We start from the raw sequence: 15,369 nt of genomic DNA, 5'->3' as shown, positions 1-15,369 counted from the left end.
GCCGAGTGTTGGGGCAAGAGCCTTTTGCTTACTTTTGGGCTTTTCAAAAGTGAGCCGCCGTAAGGGCGGAACCCATATCAGCCGTGACCGCAGCAACGGATATGTACTCAGTCAATCAAACACACCGAGCCCGCATAAAATCCCCCCACCTGCGCACCAGATAATTATGCTCATCCATCACCGAATTCCACACCGCAATATGCCCCATGCGCGCCTCATAAGCCCCCCCATCCCGCACCTCCCCCACATCAATCAAAGGCAACCCATCACTCCCCAGCAACTCCTCCCGAGCAGGCTTGCCGGCATACCAGTAATCCCACTCCGCACTGCTCAAGTGATCCCGACTCCGCGCCGGGTTGCCAATGTAATACCCCTGGCGCGCCATCACCGCCCCAGGCCACCCTGACAACCACCAATTCAAATACGCATAGGCCGCATCCAACACCGCCCCCTTCGCATGCCGCGACAACGACAACCCACCAAACCACGCGCGATACCCTTCACGCGGCACCGCCAGGCGGTATTTCACCCCCGCACGATGCAGGCGCATCAAGGTCGGCGACCACAGGCTCTGGATATCGATACTCGGGCTGAGCATCAATTGCGCCGCTTCTTCATCATCAGACCAGAACGCCGCAAAGTGCCCCTCCTTCTGCTTGCGCACCAGGATGTCGGCCAGCACGTCGATCTCTTCGATGCTCATATTGCCGATGTCCCTGAAGCTGGCCAGCCCCGCGCCCTGCACCGCCAATGCAGCATCCAACGCACCAATCGCTGCGTCACTCTGCAAGGCCGTGCGCGCACGCCATGCGGGGTCCAATAGCCAGCCCCAGCTTTCGTTACCGTGGCAAAAACCTTCGGGCAAGCGTTCGGGCCGGTAGGCGAAACTGTCGGCGTTGTGGGTCAGGGGCAACATGCTGATGCGATCGGTGACCGTGCTGCCAAGGCTGCCATCGTGCTGCACGAACAAACGTTCGCTGGGCACACTGCCGCTGCCCAGGCGGTCAGCGGGCGACAGGCGCCCACGCTTGGGCAGGTCATTGATCTCGTGCCATAGCGCAATACGCCGGGTGTCGATGGGCTGGATGGCCCGGGCCGGCCACACGAAGTCGACGTTATGAAACCATTGGTCGTACAGGTCGTAGCTCTCAGGCTGCATCACCGCGATGCGCTGGGCCTGCTCGACGTCATGCACCTGGTAGACCAGGCGAATTCCCAACTCCTGTTCGGCACGTACCCGCAGGCATTCAAGCAGGGTAACGGAGGTGCCGAGGACGCGCAGAGTGATCATGCCGCGAACCGCCGCGAGAACACGTTGAAGGAACGTCGCAACAGGTCGGGATCGAGGCCACGCAGGATAAACACCAGGCGCGATTGCCGATCAGTGCCCGGCCACGAAGGCAGGTGCACCGGCGCATGCAGGCAATGCTGCACACCATGAATGACGATGGGGGCGTTACTGGCGTTCACGTTGAGCAGCCCTTTGACACGGAGGATTCGTTCGCCGTGGCATCTTAACAGCATCGACAACCACACCCCGAAACCCACCCAGTCCAGCGGCTGGTCGAAGGTCAGGCTGCACACTTGGGCGGCGCCGTGGGTAGCGGTGGTGGTGCGGTGCAGTTGCCAGCGACTGACTTCCACGGCGGGTTCGGCGCTGCGCAGGCCTTCGCCGAGCAGCAGTTGATCGCCGCTGTGGATGTCGTGGGTATCGAGGATCGGCGTACCGGCATTCAGCGCCTGCAAGTGAGCGCGCAACGCCGTGCAATCGCCGGCCAGGTCGGTCTTGCTCAACAGCAGGCGATCCGCCGCCGCCACCTGCGCCAGCCATTCCGGGTGCAGGCGTTCTTGCAGGGCGGCGTGGCTGGCGTCGACCAGGGTGATCACCAGGCCAACATGGAAACGCCCGCGCAGTTGCACGTCGTTGTTCAGGGTGGCAAGAATCGGCGCCGGGTCGGCCAGGCCGGTGGTCTCCAGGATCACCCGCTTGAACGCCGGGATTTCACCGCGCTCGCGGCGTTGCAGCAGGCCGAGCAGCGCGTCTTTCAACTCGCCTCGGATCGAACAGCACACGCAGCCGCTGGGCAGCAGCACGGTGTCCGGTGCTACCTCTTCCACCAGCAGATGGTCGATACCGACGTCGCCGAATTCGTTGATCAGCAGCGCGGTGTCGCCCAGGCTTTCGCCTTGCAGCAGGCGCTTGAGCAACGTGGTTTTGCCACTGCCAAGGAAGCCGGTGATGACATTAAGGGCAATGCTCATAGTTACCTCCGCCCCCTGTAGGAGCGAGCTTGCTCGCGAAGAACGCACAGGCACCGCGTTCATCCAGACCGCCCGCGTTGTCGTTGACGACCTTCGCGAGCAAGCTCGCCCCTACAGGGAGTTGTACTCCAAATGATCGAGCAGTTGGGGATCGAGAGGGTCCAAGGGTCGGCCGAGCATGGCCTCGGCCGCCTGCCACAGTTGATCCAGGCCGCTGGCCAGTGCCTGCTTACCGGTGGCGCCCAACAGCAGATACGACGCGCCCTGGAAATCTTCGACCTTGAGCCGGAATACCGCCAACACCTGGTTGATGGCGGCGATTCGGCGCAGGCGTTCGCGGCGTCGGGGCAGTTGGTCGCCCAAAGGATCGCTCCAGTGCAGGTCTTCGCCGAGCAGTCCGCAGAGTCCGCACATGGCTATACCTCACTCATGGCATGACGTCGCCGGAGTTCGGGCCCAGGGTCTGGCCGACGAACAGGTTGCCACCGGGCTCGCTGGCCAGCAGCACCGCCGTGGGCGCCACTTCATCCGCCAGGCCGAAGCGTCCCAGAGGCAGTTCCTTGGCCTTGGCGAGCTTCCAGTCGTCGCTGATACCGCCCACCAACGGCGTCTCGATCGGGCCGGGCGCGATGGCGTTGACCAGCACATTGTCCTTGGCCACTTCCAGGGCCAAGGACTTGGTGAAACCGATCACCCCGGCCTTGGCCGCTGCGTAATGGGTCAGCTCGGCGCCGCCCTTGATACCCAGTTGCGAGGCGACGTTGATGATCCGCCCCCAACGCTGCGCGAGCATGTGCGGCAAGGCGCGCTGGCTGGCGACAAACACACTGGTGAGGTCGACGCGCAGCATGTCGTTCCACATCTCGATGGACAGGTCGACGCAGCGCGCCTGGGTGAGCATGCCTGCATTGTTGACCAGGATATCGATGCCGCCGAAGTGTTCGACGCAGCGGTCGACGCTCGCCTGCGCGCCTTCGACGGTGCCCACATCGGCCAGGCATTCGAACACCTCGGCGCCGAGGTTGCGGCAGGTGATTGCCGTTTCCGCGAGGCTGGCGGCGTTACGGTCGGCCAGCAACAGGCGGGCGCCTTCAGCGGCGTAGGCACGGGCGATGGCGGCACCGATGCCGCTGCCGGCGCCGGTGATCACGGCGCGGCGATTCACGAGTTGAGACATACAAAAACTCCTGTCAGTCAGGCCAGCGGACTGTTAGGCCGCCGTCGATAACGATGCTTTGCCCGGTCAGATAACTCGACGCGTCACTGGTCAAAAACTGCACCAGCGACGCCACTTCATCCGCCCGCCCTACCCGGCCCAATGGAATTGCGCGCGCTGCTTTGGCCAGGCCTTCCGGCCCCAGCGAGTTCTTCGCATCCAGCGACTGCGGCGTCTCGATCAACCCAGGGATCACCGCATTGCAACGAATACCCTTGGCCGCCAACTCCACCGCCAGCGACCGACACAACCCCGGCACGCCAGCCTTGGCCGCCGCGTAGTGGCTGTGTTCCTGCCAGCCATACACGCCGCCGGCAATCGACGAAATCGCCACCAGCGCGCCGCCTGCATGCATATGTCGAGTTGCCGCGCGGAAGGTGCGCATCACCCCCGTGAGGTCGACATTGAGCATTTCGTCCCACAACGCGTCGGTCATCTCCAGCAAGGGTGCGCGGCGCAGCAGGCCGGCGTTGGCCACGGCGTAATCGAGTCGGCCGAAATGCTGGATGGCTTGCGCGGCCAGTGCATCCACCGAGGCGGTATCGCCCACGTCCAACGGCAGCATCAGGCACTCGCCGCCCGCCTCTGCCACAAGGCTGACGGTGGTCTGCGGGTCATGGGGATCGGCCGGGTAATACCCACCCACCACCGCCACGCCATTACGGGCATAGGCCACGGCGAGGGCTTGGCCGATACCGCTGGCAGCACCGGTAATCAAGGCAACTTTACGGCTCATCAAACACTCCTTACTGAACGGTTTCCGGACGCACATGGCGTGCGGCAAACATCAAGGCGCCGGACAGGAAGCACGGCAGCGCACCGAACCACAGCGCGGCGGTCTGCCAGTCACTACCAGCGGACAACACCTGGGTCGCGCCAAAACCTGCGACCACCGCACCAATCGGACCCATGGCGTGGATAATCGCGCCACCGGTGGCGCGGATGCTGGTGGGGAAACTCTCACTGATGAAAAACAGCGCCGCCGAGTACGGCCCGATCAGGAAGAACAGGCCCAAGCTGTACAGCCCGACCACCATCGGCATATTGCTCGGGCCAAACAGCATCCCGGCAAACGACAGCCCGCCAAGCATCCAGCCCAGGCCGATCACGTTGCGACGGCCGATCTTGTCGCCCATCCAGCCGTGGCTGAGGTAACCGCAGTAGCCCACCAGGTTCGACAGCACGAGGATGATCAGCGAGTTCTCGAACGAGATGTGGTGCACGCTGATGATCACCGAGGTACCGAGCACGCTGAACACCTGGATCGCCGCCCAGTTGAGCAGCAGTGCCGCGCCAATCACCAGGGTGGCGCGACGCGCCGGGCCACGGAACGCGGCTTTAAGGCCGGCCTTGCTGTGCTCGTCGTAGTCCACGCCGTAGGTCATGGCGACGTTTTGCGCTTCTGTCACTGCACCGCTTTTTCGCAATTGGCTGATGCGTTGATGGATCTGGAACTGCGGGCTCTCCTTGAGTTTGCGCGCCATGATCGCGATGACGATGGCCGGGATCGCGGCGAAGATGAAGCAGCCCTGCCAGCCAATGATCGGCAGCAACAGCGCGGTCAAGCCGGCAGCAATCAAAGCACCTACCGGCCAGCCACCTTGCACCAGGCTGTAGATAAAACCACGGCGTTTGGTAAGACGCGGATCTTCGGAGGCGCCGTACAACTCACTCAAGTAAGTGGCGTTGACAGTCTCTTCGGCATAACCCAAACCACCCAACGAACGGATCAGGATCAGCGGCGACTTGCCCCACGCGCCGCCAATCGCAGTCAGCGCCGAGCACAGTGCGGAACCGGCGACGGTGAAGATAATCCCGGTGCGCCGCCCCAATTTGTCCACCACCGGGCCGATGGCAAACGCCACCACCGCCGTGCCCACCGCCACCCAGGTCGCGATTTCAGCTTGCTCCACTTCACCCCAGCCAAAATGCCGACCGATCTCCGGTAACAAGGTGCCGAACAAAATGAAGTCATACACCGCAAACACCCAGGCGAAAAACGCGATCCAGGTGGCGAAACGCACCTCCTTGGACGTCAGTTGCCGGGGTTTCCAGCCAGTCAGGTCAAGCTTGTTGTAGATGGACATGGGTCGCGCCTCAAGGGTTTGTGGCCCCTCTGTAGGAGCGAGCTTGCTCGCGAAGAACCCATAGACACCGCGTTCACCCAGAATGCCCGCGATATCGTTGACGAGTTTCGCGGGCAAGCCCGCTCCTACAGGGTGGGGGTATCAGGTACGGGGGTGACGGCGGATGAAGTCGTCGGCGATTTCGTCGAAGGTGACAAAGCGCACGCCGGCATGGCTCTGGATGTGTTCGATCAGGCGCTCCAGCATCAACAGCACTTGCGGGCGGCCGGAGACGTCGGGGTGGATGGTCATGGTGAACACCGCGTGTTCGTGTTCGCGGTAGACCCAGTCGAACTGGTCGCGCCACATTTCTTCGAGGTGACGCGGGTTGACGAAGCCGTGGCTGTTGGGGGCTTTCTTGATGAACATCATCGGCGGCAGGTCGTCCAGGTACCAGTTGGCCGGGATCTCCACCAAGTCGGTTTCTTCGCCGCGCACCAGCGGTTTCATCCAGGTGTCGGGGTGCTGGCTGTAGTCGATCTTGGTCCAGCTGTCGCCCTTGCGCACGTAGTAGGGGTGGAAGTCGTTGTGCATCAGGCTGTGGTCGTACTTGATGCCTTTTTTCAGCAGCAGTTCATTGGTGACCTTGCTGAATTCCCACCACGGCGCCACGTAACCCGTCGGGCGTTTGCCGGTGACCTGGGTGATCAGCTCGATGGATTTGTCCAGAACGATTTCTTCCTGCTCGGCGGTCATCGCGATGGGGTTTTCGTGGCTGTAGCCGTGCACACCGATTTCGTGACCGGCGTCGGCCACGGCTTTCATTTGCTCGGGGAAGGTTTCCATCGAGTGACCAGGGATAAACCAGGTGGTACGCAGGCCGTAGCGTTCGAACAATTTGAGCAGGCGCGGCGCGCCGACTTCACCGGCGAACAGGCCACGGGAGATGTCGTCCGGCGAATCTTCGCCGCCGTAGGAACCGAGCCAACCGGCGACGGCGTCAACGTCGACGCCGAATGCACAGAGAATGTCTTTAGCCATGTTGTGTCTCCTTAAACGTTGAGTACGGATTCGACGGACAACGCTGCGCGCAGCAGGCGAGCGTCTTCCCCCGTCGGGGCGCTGAGCAACAGCCCGGTGGGCAGGCCCTGGGCATCGCGGCCGCTGGGCAGGGTCACGCCAGGCATGTCGAGCAAACTGCCGGGCATGGTCAGGCGCAGGGTGGCGAGGTTGGTGTTCACAAACAGGTCGTCGTCGGCTTCCAGCGGTGCCAATGCGGGTGCGACGTGGGCGACGGTGGGGGTGATCAGGATGGCGCCGTCGAGGTCGTCGACCAGTTGCTGTTGCAGGCGGCGGCGGGCATCGACCAGATGCAGCAGTTGGCTGGCCGGCAGCGTGCGCGCGGCTTCGAGGCGGCGGCGTACACGTGGGTCGAGTTGTTCGGCGTCAGGGCTGTCGAGCAAGGCTTCGTGCAGGGCGAAAGCCTCGAAGGAGCCGAGCCAGCCGTGGTGTTTGATCAGGTCCAGGGTGGCCTGGAAGATCGGGCATTCGCGCTCTTCGATCAGTGCGCCGTGGGCCTTGAGTTGCTCAACGGCGCGCAGCAGGTTGTTGCGCACGGCGGGTTCGGCGTCTTGTTGCGCCAGCACAAAGCGCTGCCCCTTGAGACTGCGGACCGTGTGGATTTGGCTGCGGCTATGCAGCAGGTCGTCGATGGCCAGGGCATCGCGCACGCTGCGGGTCAGCGGGCCGAGGCTGTCGAGGGTGTGCGCCAGGGGGAACACGCCGTCGCGGCTGTAGCGTCGGCTGCTGCTGCGGTACCCCACCAGGCCGTTGAAGGCCGAGGGGATGCGGATCGAACCGGCGGTGTCGGTGCCCATGGCGATCGGCACGATGCCAGCGGCGACGGCCACGGCTGAACCGGACGACGAACCGCCAGGAATGCGCGGTTGGTCAGTACCATGGGGGTTGTGCGGCGTGCCGAAATGCGGGTTCAGGCCCAGGCCGGAATAGGCCAGCTCGCTGAGGTTGGTCTTGCCCACGCCGACCATCCCGGCGCGGCACAGCAGGCCCACGGTCGGTGCGTCGAGCAACGCAGCCGGCGCGTTGCGGCGGTAAGCCGCGCCAGCAGTGGTAATGCTGCCGGCCACATCGAACAGATCTTTCCAGGCCAGGGGCACGCCGTCGAATACGCTCAACGGCTGGCCGGCGCGCCAACGAGCGGCAGAGGCTTCGGCTTCGCGGCGCGCACGCTCTGCGGTCAGGTTGATAAAGACTGCCGGGGCCCGGCTCGCCTTTTCGAGTGCCTGCTCAAGGGCTTGCACAGGGTCGCTGCGACCGCTGGCGAAATCCTCGGCCATTGAAGTGGCGTCTGACATCAAGGTGCCCCTCACAAAATGTATTTATTAATAAAATATACATTTTGCAGAGGCAGCTTTCGTGCCAGTCTTTCTCAGGCAGCTTTTACGCAATCGGAGGATTTCGCCTAGAGCTACGGGATAGATGGTTTTAAACAGTCGGAAAAAATCTTGCCAGGCCACAGGAAAGCGCCTTCAATGAAATAATGTATCTTTTATTAATAAGTACATTTTGGTGCAGAAAAGTAACATTCCCCGATTCCGAGCCCCACAAAGGTGCCACCGCTGTGGCGCAGGGTGACAGGCGCAACTTATGAGAGAATCCCCGGCCACCGTCCTACAAGCCTCAGAGAAAGCAATGAAAGCAGCGTCCGCCCCGGCCTCCCGTTACGCGATGATTCATCAGGTATTGCGTGATGCGATCGTCAACGGCACCGCGCGCCACGGCCTGGTCTTGCTGGAAGCGCCGCTGGCCGAATTGTTCGGCACCAGTCGTGTGCCGGTGCGCCGAGCCCTGGACCTGCTGCATGAGGAAGGGTTGATCTGCCGCTTCAACGGCCGGGGTTACCTGATCAACCCCGACGGCCTGGTGATGGAGCCGTTGCGCCTGCCCTTGAGCCATGCGCACCTGGGCCTCAACGGCGAAGATGAGTTGGTGGACACACGGCCCCTGGGCGAGCGCATCGTCGAGGAAATCGGCGCGGCGTTGTCCACCTGCATTGCTTTCGGCCACTACCGCCTGGATGAGCAAGCCGCCGCCGACCACTACGGCGTCAGCCGCGCGGTAGTGCGTGAAGCGCTGATGCGCCTGCGCGACCGGGGGCTGGTAGAAAAAGAGCCCTACTCCCAATGGCTGGCAGGGCCGTTGACCGCCCGCGAAGTCACCGAAGACTACGAGCTGCGCGCCTGCCTGGAACCCGAAGCCCTGCGCCAGAGCGCGCCGGGGCTGGACCGCGAAATGCTGGAAGCCATGTTGCAACGCGTGCTGGACGCCCAGGACAGCGCCCACTGCAGCCTGGAGGCCATCGAGCAGATCGAGGAGGACTTGCACCAGCGCTGCCTCGCCGGCCTGCAGAACCGCAAGATTGCGGCGCTGATTCGCCAGGGGCAGAGCCCGATGATCATCAGCCGGATTTTTTACCGTTTACTGGGGATCGGCGCCGATCCGGCCATGCTCGCCGAACATCGCCTGATTCTGGAATTGCTGCTGCACGGCGCATTTGATGCGGCGGCGTTGAACCTGCGTGAGCACCTGCAGCGTGCACGCCAGCGCATGCTGCAAAGATTGAAAGTGTTGTCAGTGCTGCCGGAGCAGCCATTGCCGAGCTACCTGCACAAGATCAGCTGAATTCATGCAAATTGTTGCTAACTTCACGCGACCATTGAAACCACCGCTACCCCGCCCCATCTAACCTGCATACTTCCTTATGCAGGTGCCCCATGAGCGACCAGCAAGAATTCCCTGATTACGACCTCAACGATTACGCAGACCCCGAAAACGCTGAATCCGCCTCGTCCAATACCGGCCTGGCCCTGCCTGGGCAAAACCTGCCGGACAAGGTCTACATCATCCCGATCCACAACCGGCCCTTCTTCCCGGCACAAGTGCTGCCGGTGATCGTCAATGAAGAGCCGTGGGCCGAGACCCTGGAGTTGGTGAGCAAATCCGACCACCACTCCCTGGCGCTGTTTTTCATGGACACGCCGCCGGAAGACCCGCGCCACTTCGACACCTCCAGCCTGCCGCTGTACGGCACCCTGGTGAAGGTGCACCACGCCAGCCGCGAAAACGGCAAGCTGCAATTCGTCGCCCAGGGCCTGACGCGCGTGCGCATCAAGACCTGGCTCAAGCACCACCGCCCACCGTACCTGGTGGAAGTCGAATACCCGCACCAGCCGAGCGAGCCGACCGATGAGGTCAAGGCCTACGGCATGGCGCTGATCAATGCGATCAAGGAACTGCTGCCACTCAACCCGCTGTACAGCGAAGAGTTGAAGAACTACCTCAACCGCTTCAGCCCCAACGACCCGTCGCCACTCACCGACTTCGCCGCCGCGCTGACGTCGGCCACCGGTAACGAATTGCAGGAAGTGCTGGACTGTGTGCCCATGCTCAAGCGCATGGAAAAAGTGCTGCCGATGCTGCGCAAAGAGGTCGAGGTCGCGCGCCTGCAAAAAGAACTGTCCGCCGAGGTGAACCGCAAGATCGGTGAGCACCAGCGCGAGTTCTTCCTCAAGGAACAACTCAAGGTCATCCAGCAGGAGCTGGGCCTGACCAAGGACGACCGCAGCGCGGACGTCGAACAGTTCGAGCAACGCCTGGAAGGCAAAGTGCTGCCGCCCCAGGCGAAAAAACGCATCGATGAAGAATTGAACAAACTGTCGATCCTCGAAACCGGTTCGCCGGAATACGCGGTGACCCGCAATTACCTGGACTGGGCCACCTCGGTGCCCTGGGGCATGTATGGCGAGGATAAACTCGACCTGAAACATGCGCGCAAGGTGTTGGATAAACACCACGCGGGCCTGGATGACATCAAGAGTCGCATCCTCGAATTCCTTGCGGTGGGCGCCTACAAAGGCGAAGTTGCTGGCTCCATTGTGCTGCTGGTCGGCCCGCCAGGCGTGGGCAAGACCAGCGTGGGTAAATCCATCGCCGAGTCCCTGGGCCGGCCGTTCTATCGCTTCAGTGTCGGCGGCATGCGCGATGAGGCCGAGATCAAAGGCCATCGCCGCACCTACATCGGCGCCCTGCCGGGCAAGCTGGTGCAGGCGCTTAAAGATGTGGAAGTGATGAACCCGGTGATCATGCTCGACGAGATCGACAAGATGGGCCAGAGCTTCCAGGGCGACCCGGCGTCGGCCTTGCTGGAAACCCTCGATCCCGAGCAGAACGTCGAATTCCTCGACCACTACCTGGACCTGCGCCTGGACCTGTCCAAAGTGCTGTTCGTGTGCACTGCCAACACTTTGGATTCCATCCCCGGCCCACTGCTGGACCGTATGGAAGTGATTCGCCTGTCGGGCTATATCACCGAAGAAAAAGTCGCCATCGCCAAGCGCCACCTATGGCCGAAACAGCTGGAAAAAGCCGGCGTGTCGAAAAACAGCCTGACCATCAGCGATGGCGCTTTGCGTGCATTGATCGATGGCTATGCGCGGGAAGCCGGCGTGCGTCAGTTGGAAAAACAACTGGGCAAGCTGGTGCGCAAAGCCGTGGTCAAGCTGCTGGATGAGCCGGACTCGGTGATCAAGATCGGCAACAAGGACCTGGAGAGTTCCCTGGGCATCCCGGTATTCCGCAACGAGCAAGTGCTATCCGGTACCGGTGTGATCACAGGCCTGGCCTGGACCAGCATGGGCGGCGCGACCTTGCCGATCGAGGCGACGCGTATCCACACGCTCAATCGCGGTTTCAAACTGACCGGGCAGTTGGGTGAAGTGATGAAGGAGTCCGCGGAAATCGCCTACAGCTACATCAGCTCGAACCTGAAGTCGTTTGGCGGTGATGCGAAGTTCTTCGATGAGGCCTTCGTGCACTTGCATGTGCCGGAAGGTGCGACACCGAAAGACGGCCCGAGCGCCGGTGTGACCATGGCCAGTGCGCTGCTGTCCCTGGCACGTAACCAGCCGCCGAAAAAAGGAGTGGCGATGACCGGCGAACTGACGTTGACCGGGCATGTACTGCCGATTGGCGGGGTGCGCGAGAAGGTGATTGCGGCGCGGCGCCAGAAGATCCATGAGCTGATCCTGCCGGAGCCGAACCGTGGCAGCTATGAAGAGTTGCCGGAATACTTGAAAGAAGGCATGACGGTGCACTTTGCCAAGCGCTTTGCGGATGTGGCGAAAGTGCTGTTCTGATTGATCTGCATGGCCTGACCTGACGCCATCGCCGGCAAGCCGGCTCCTACAAGTGAAATGCGTTCCCCTGTAGGAGCCGGCTTGCCGGCGATGGCGTCATTGGCCTCAGCCCCCCTGTCTTGTCACACCTTGTCTCATCTTCGGTTATGCTCGCCCTTCGTCGCGAATGAACGGAGCCCCCATGACCGCTGCCCGCCTGCTTCTCCCCTTGAGCCTTGCCCTGCTGGCCGCGTGCGCCAGTGCACCGAAGCAAAACATCACCGTGGACAACCAGAGTGCCTGCCCGCTCCAGCTTAAAAGCGGACAAAACCTGATCCTCACCTTGCCAAGCAACCCCACCACCGGCTACCGCTGGGCCATCCAGGACTCCGCTGGCGGCGTATTGCGCGCGCTGAGCCCGGAGGTCTACAGCAGCGCGGAATCCGGTGTGATCGGCGGCGGCGGCCAGTCGACCTGGCGCTTCCAGGCTTTCGCCACCGGCCAGGGCCGCTTGCGCCTGACCTCCCAGCAACCCTGGGAACCGGAAGCCGAACCCGTCGAAACCTTTGACTGCGCCATCACGGTGAACTGATATGCCATGGCTGATTCTTGCGTTGATGGGCGCCGGCACCTTTATCTATGGCCTTGCCACCCATGCCACCTTGTTGTGCCTGCTGGTCAAACCGTTGCCGGTACTGGCACTGCTGGGCTGGCTGCATGACGCGCCGCCCACCGACTATCGACGCTGGATCAGCCTGGGGCTGATTTTTTCCCTGGTGGGCGATGTGTTGCTCGCCTGGCCGGGCGACCTGTTTATCTTTGGCCTCGGGGCATTTCTGTTTGCGCACCTGGCGTACCTCAAAGCCTACTTCAGCGACTGCCGACGCTTTGCACTGCTGCCGTTGGTATTGGCGCTGGGGGTGGGCGCGATCCTGCTGAGCATTCTGATATCCCACGGCCTGGGTGACTTATTGGTACCGGTGGTGGTTTATGCGCTGGTGATCAGCGCCATGCTCTGGCGTGCGTTGGCGCGACTGGGCAGCGATGTGCCGAAACGCTCGGCATGGTTGGCGGCGGCAGGTGCGGTGTCGTTTGTGTTTTCCGACACGCTGATCGGCATCAATCGGTTTGTGGTGGCGTTCGATGCAGCGCCTTATTTGCTGATCACCACGTATTGGCTGGGCCAATGGGGCATTACTGCATCTGCATTTGCACTCAATCCACAGACAGACCACCCCAGCGACAATCATTAAAAACCAGATTCTCTTTCCTACGCGTTACCTAGAATCAAAACTTCTATACGACTGGTAGTTTTGACAGTTACGCAACGTGGGCGTCTAGGGATACCGTTCAGGGACAAACGCGCACAATCAAGTGAGCGAGTGGGTCAGGAGGGTTCAATCATGGCCACCCGTAAAACGTTCGAGAACGCCAAGGGAACATTGACCGCATCCATCAACGGTACAGCGAATTTCATTGCAGACACGGTTCATCTGACTCACAAGAATGGACTGATAACGGTTGTGGGTGTGGACGAGGATTCAACCAGCCCCCTACGCATCATCCAGATTGAGATGGTGGCGGATATACCAAACGGCAAACATGATTTTCCGGGCAACCAGATTCGCGCACTCGAAGGCGGTGCTAACACTCCTCAAGCAAACTATTTAACTAGTAGCGGTCGTGTGGACGTTGATTTTGGCCATGAAATTGGCCGCTACAAAGGCCAATTCAACTTCACGGCCATAAATGTCTTTCCACCTAAAAACACTATTAAGGTAGTTGGTACTTTTGCTATTGATACGGCCCCCAGCCAACCGCCGGAGCAGTGAAGCCAGTATCGACAACGGCATCACGGTTTATCAGACAACCCGCGCACACGAGGGCCAAAGTGGCTAAAATGCCGGCCTTTCCCCCTCGTCGCCGGAACAACCGTGAGCAAAGAACCCGATCGCCTATTCGCCCAGCCCCTGCCCCAGGTGCCGGACTTCGCCTTTAACGAGGATGTGGTGCGGGTGTTCCCGGACATGATCAAGCGTTCGGTGCCCGGCTACCCGACCATCGTCGAGAACCTCGGCGTACTCGCCGCGCAGTTCGCCCAACCCAACAGCGTGCTGTATGACCTTGGATCCTCGCTTGGCGCGGTGACCCAGGCCCTGCGCCGCCATGTGCGCACCGACGGTTGCCGAGTGATCGCGGTGGATAACTCGGCTGCAATGGTCGAGCGTTGCCGTGAATACCTCAATGGCCAGGACTCGATGTTTCAGGAGCTGCTGCCGGTAGAGGTTATCGAGGGCGATATCCTCGCGCTGCAGTTCCAGACGGCCTCGGTAGTGGCACTGAATTTCACCCTGCAATTCATCGCACCCGATGAGCGCCTGGCGCTGCTCGCGCGCATCCGCCAATCATTGTTGCCGGGCGGTGCATTGATCCTTTCGGAAAAGCTGCGCTTCAATGATCCCGAAGAACACGCGCTGCTCACCGACCTGCATATCGCGTTCAAACGCGCCAACGGCTACAGCGAACTGGAAATCGCCCAGAAGCGCAGCGCCATCGAAAACGTCATGAAGCCCGACAGCCTCGAAGAACACCGCGAACGCCTGTTGGCAGCAGGGTTCTCGAAAGTCGTGCCGTGGTTCCAGTGTCTTAACTTTGCCTCGTTGATTGCCTTGCCATGATTGATCTGTCCCCCCTCGCCCGCCACTTGGTCGGCACTCCCCTGGCTGTGTGGGCCCAGGGCCTGCAAGCGCAACTCGATAACAAGATGGAAAAGGGCCATGGCGACCTGGAGCGCTGGCAGAGTGCGCTCGATGCACTGCCGAAGATCCAGCCCAGCGAAGTGGACTTGCTCAACAGCCTGACACTCGATACCGATTGCGACGACGATACCCGTGCCCAAATGCACACGGCACTGATGGGCCTGAGCCCTTGGCGCAAAGGGCCGTTCCACCTGTTCGGCGTGCATGTGGACACCGAATGGCGCTCGGACTGGAAATGGTCCCGCGTGGCACCGCACCTGAACCTGAAGGGCAAGCGCATCCTCGACGTGGGCTGCGGCAACGGTTACTACATGTGGCGCATGCTCGGCGCCGGGGCCGACAGCGTGATTGGTGTGGACCCGAACTGGTTGTTCTTCTGTCAGTTCCAGGCGGTTCAGCGTTATCTGTCAGAACCCAAGGCTTGGCACCTGCCGTTCCCGTTCGAAGACCTGCCATCGAATCTGGAAGGCTTCGACACGGTGTTTTCCATGGGAGTGTTTTATCACCGCCGTTCGCCCATCGAGCATTTGCTCGCGCTGAAGGACACCCTGGTCAAGGGCGGCGAACTGGTGCTGGAGACCTTGGTGGTCGAAGGCGATCAGCAGCAGGTGCTGGTGCCGGAAGACCGTTACGCGCAGATGCGCAACGTGTGGTTCCTGCCATCGGTGCCAGCGTTGATGCTGTGGCTGCGGCGTGCCGGGTTCAGTGATGTGCGCTGTGTGGATGTGAGCGTCACCACCGTCGAGGAGCAGCGTGGGACAGAGTGGATGAAGTACCAGTCGCTGAGTGATTTCCTTGATCCGCAAGATCACAGCAAAACCATCGAAGGGCTGCCGGCGCCGATGCGGGCAGTGATCATCGCCCGCAAATAA

At 61.5% G+C, this 15,369-nt stretch carries 15 protein-coding genes; 7 read left to right on the top strand and 8 right to left on the bottom strand.

Annotation, left to right across the window (positions count from 1 at the left end; all coding sequences use genetic code 11):
* Positions 1-115: 115 nt before the first annotated feature.
* The 8 genes from HX868_RS08245 to HX868_RS08210 all read right to left on the bottom strand — a co-directional run bounded on the left by HX868_RS08245 (position 116) and on the right by HX868_RS08210 (position 7,919).
* On the bottom strand, positions 116-1,291 hold the full coding sequence (locus HX868_RS08245) for an ABC transporter substrate-binding protein (RefSeq protein ID WP_177002524.1): 1,176 nt from the start codon (positions 1,289-1,291) through the stop codon (positions 116-118).
* A complete protein-coding gene (locus tag HX868_RS08240) occupies positions 1,288-2,262 on the bottom strand; it encodes a CobW family GTP-binding protein (RefSeq protein ID WP_177002523.1) in 975 nt (324 codons plus the stop codon). The genes HX868_RS08245 and HX868_RS08240 overlap by 4 nt, the downstream gene beginning before the upstream one ends.
* A 111-nt stretch (positions 2,263-2,373) precedes the next feature.
* A complete protein-coding gene (locus HX868_RS08235) occupies positions 2,374-2,676 on the bottom strand; it encodes a hypothetical protein (protein WP_177002522.1) in 303 nt (100 codons plus the stop codon).
* A 13-nt stretch (positions 2,677-2,689) separates the two neighbouring features.
* Positions 2,690-3,439, bottom strand: a complete 750-nt coding sequence (locus HX868_RS08230; protein WP_177002521.1) for an SDR family NAD(P)-dependent oxidoreductase — start codon at positions 3,437-3,439, stop codon at positions 2,690-2,692.
* Between the two features lie 13 nt (positions 3,440-3,452).
* A complete protein-coding gene (locus tag HX868_RS08225) occupies positions 3,453-4,214 on the bottom strand; it encodes an SDR family NAD(P)-dependent oxidoreductase (RefSeq protein ID WP_177002520.1) in 762 nt (253 codons plus the stop codon).
* 10 nt (positions 4,215-4,224) lie between these two features.
* Positions 4,225-5,565 carry an MFS transporter gene (locus tag HX868_RS08220; RefSeq protein ID WP_016978282.1) on the bottom strand — a complete coding sequence of 447 codons (1,341 nt, stop codon included), beginning with the start codon at positions 5,563-5,565 and terminating at the stop codon, positions 4,225-4,227.
* 141 nt (positions 5,566-5,706) lie between these two features.
* Positions 5,707-6,585 carry a polysaccharide deacetylase family protein gene (locus HX868_RS08215; protein ID WP_177002519.1) on the bottom strand — a complete coding sequence of 293 codons (879 nt, stop codon included), beginning with the start codon at positions 6,583-6,585 and terminating at the stop codon, positions 5,707-5,709.
* Positions 6,586-6,596: 11 nt separating this feature from the next.
* Complete coding sequence (locus tag HX868_RS08210) at positions 6,597-7,919, bottom strand: amidase (protein WP_177002518.1); 1,323 nt, start codon at positions 7,917-7,919, stop codon at positions 6,597-6,599.
* Between the two features lie 337 nt (positions 7,920-8,256).
* On the opposite strand from HX868_RS08210, the gene HX868_RS08205 reads away from it, so the two are divergent.
* From HX868_RS08205 to cmoB, 7 genes are all read left to right on the top strand, one after another.
* Positions 8,257-9,246 (top strand): GntR family transcriptional regulator, encoded by a 990-nt coding sequence (locus HX868_RS08205; RefSeq protein ID WP_095014840.1) that lies wholly within the window; start codon positions 8,257-8,259, stop codon positions 9,244-9,246.
* Between the two features lie 92 nt (positions 9,247-9,338).
* Positions 9,339-11,759 carry an endopeptidase La gene (lon, locus tag HX868_RS08200; protein ID WP_246355501.1) on the top strand — a complete coding sequence of 807 codons (2,421 nt, stop codon included), beginning with the start codon at positions 9,339-9,341 and terminating at the stop codon, positions 11,757-11,759.
* 181 nt (positions 11,760-11,940) lie between these two features.
* A complete protein-coding gene (locus tag HX868_RS08195) occupies positions 11,941-12,330 on the top strand; it encodes a protease inhibitor I42 family protein (RefSeq protein WP_177002517.1) in 390 nt (129 codons plus the stop codon).
* A 1-nt stretch (position 12,331) separates the two neighbouring features.
* Complete coding sequence (locus HX868_RS08190; RefSeq protein ID WP_177002516.1) at positions 12,332-12,991, top strand: lysoplasmalogenase; 660 nt, start codon at positions 12,332-12,334, stop codon at positions 12,989-12,991.
* Positions 12,992-13,141: 150 nt separating this feature from the next.
* Positions 13,142-13,570, top strand: a complete 429-nt coding sequence (locus HX868_RS08185; RefSeq protein ID WP_177002515.1) for a hypothetical protein — start codon at positions 13,142-13,144, stop codon at positions 13,568-13,570.
* A gap of 102 nt (positions 13,571-13,672) precedes the next feature.
* The gene (gene cmoA / locus HX868_RS08180) at positions 13,673-14,416 is read left to right on the top strand and encodes a carboxy-S-adenosyl-L-methionine synthase CmoA (RefSeq protein ID WP_177002514.1); all 744 of its coding nucleotides are present in this window, start codon (positions 13,673-13,675) and stop codon (positions 14,414-14,416) included.
* A complete protein-coding gene (gene cmoB / locus HX868_RS08175) occupies positions 14,413-15,369 on the top strand; it encodes a tRNA 5-methoxyuridine(34)/uridine 5-oxyacetic acid(34) synthase CmoB (protein ID WP_177002513.1) in 957 nt (318 codons plus the stop codon). The genes cmoA and cmoB overlap by 4 nt, the downstream gene beginning before the upstream one ends.

It is taken from the genome of Pseudomonas reactans, from assembly GCF_013385825.1.
GTDB classification, from domain to species: Bacteria; Pseudomonadota; Gammaproteobacteria; order Pseudomonadales; family Pseudomonadaceae; genus Aquipseudomonas; species Aquipseudomonas reactans.
The sequence above is the reverse complement of the archived record's forward strand: the minus strand, read 5'-3'. Positions and strand labels throughout refer to the sequence as shown.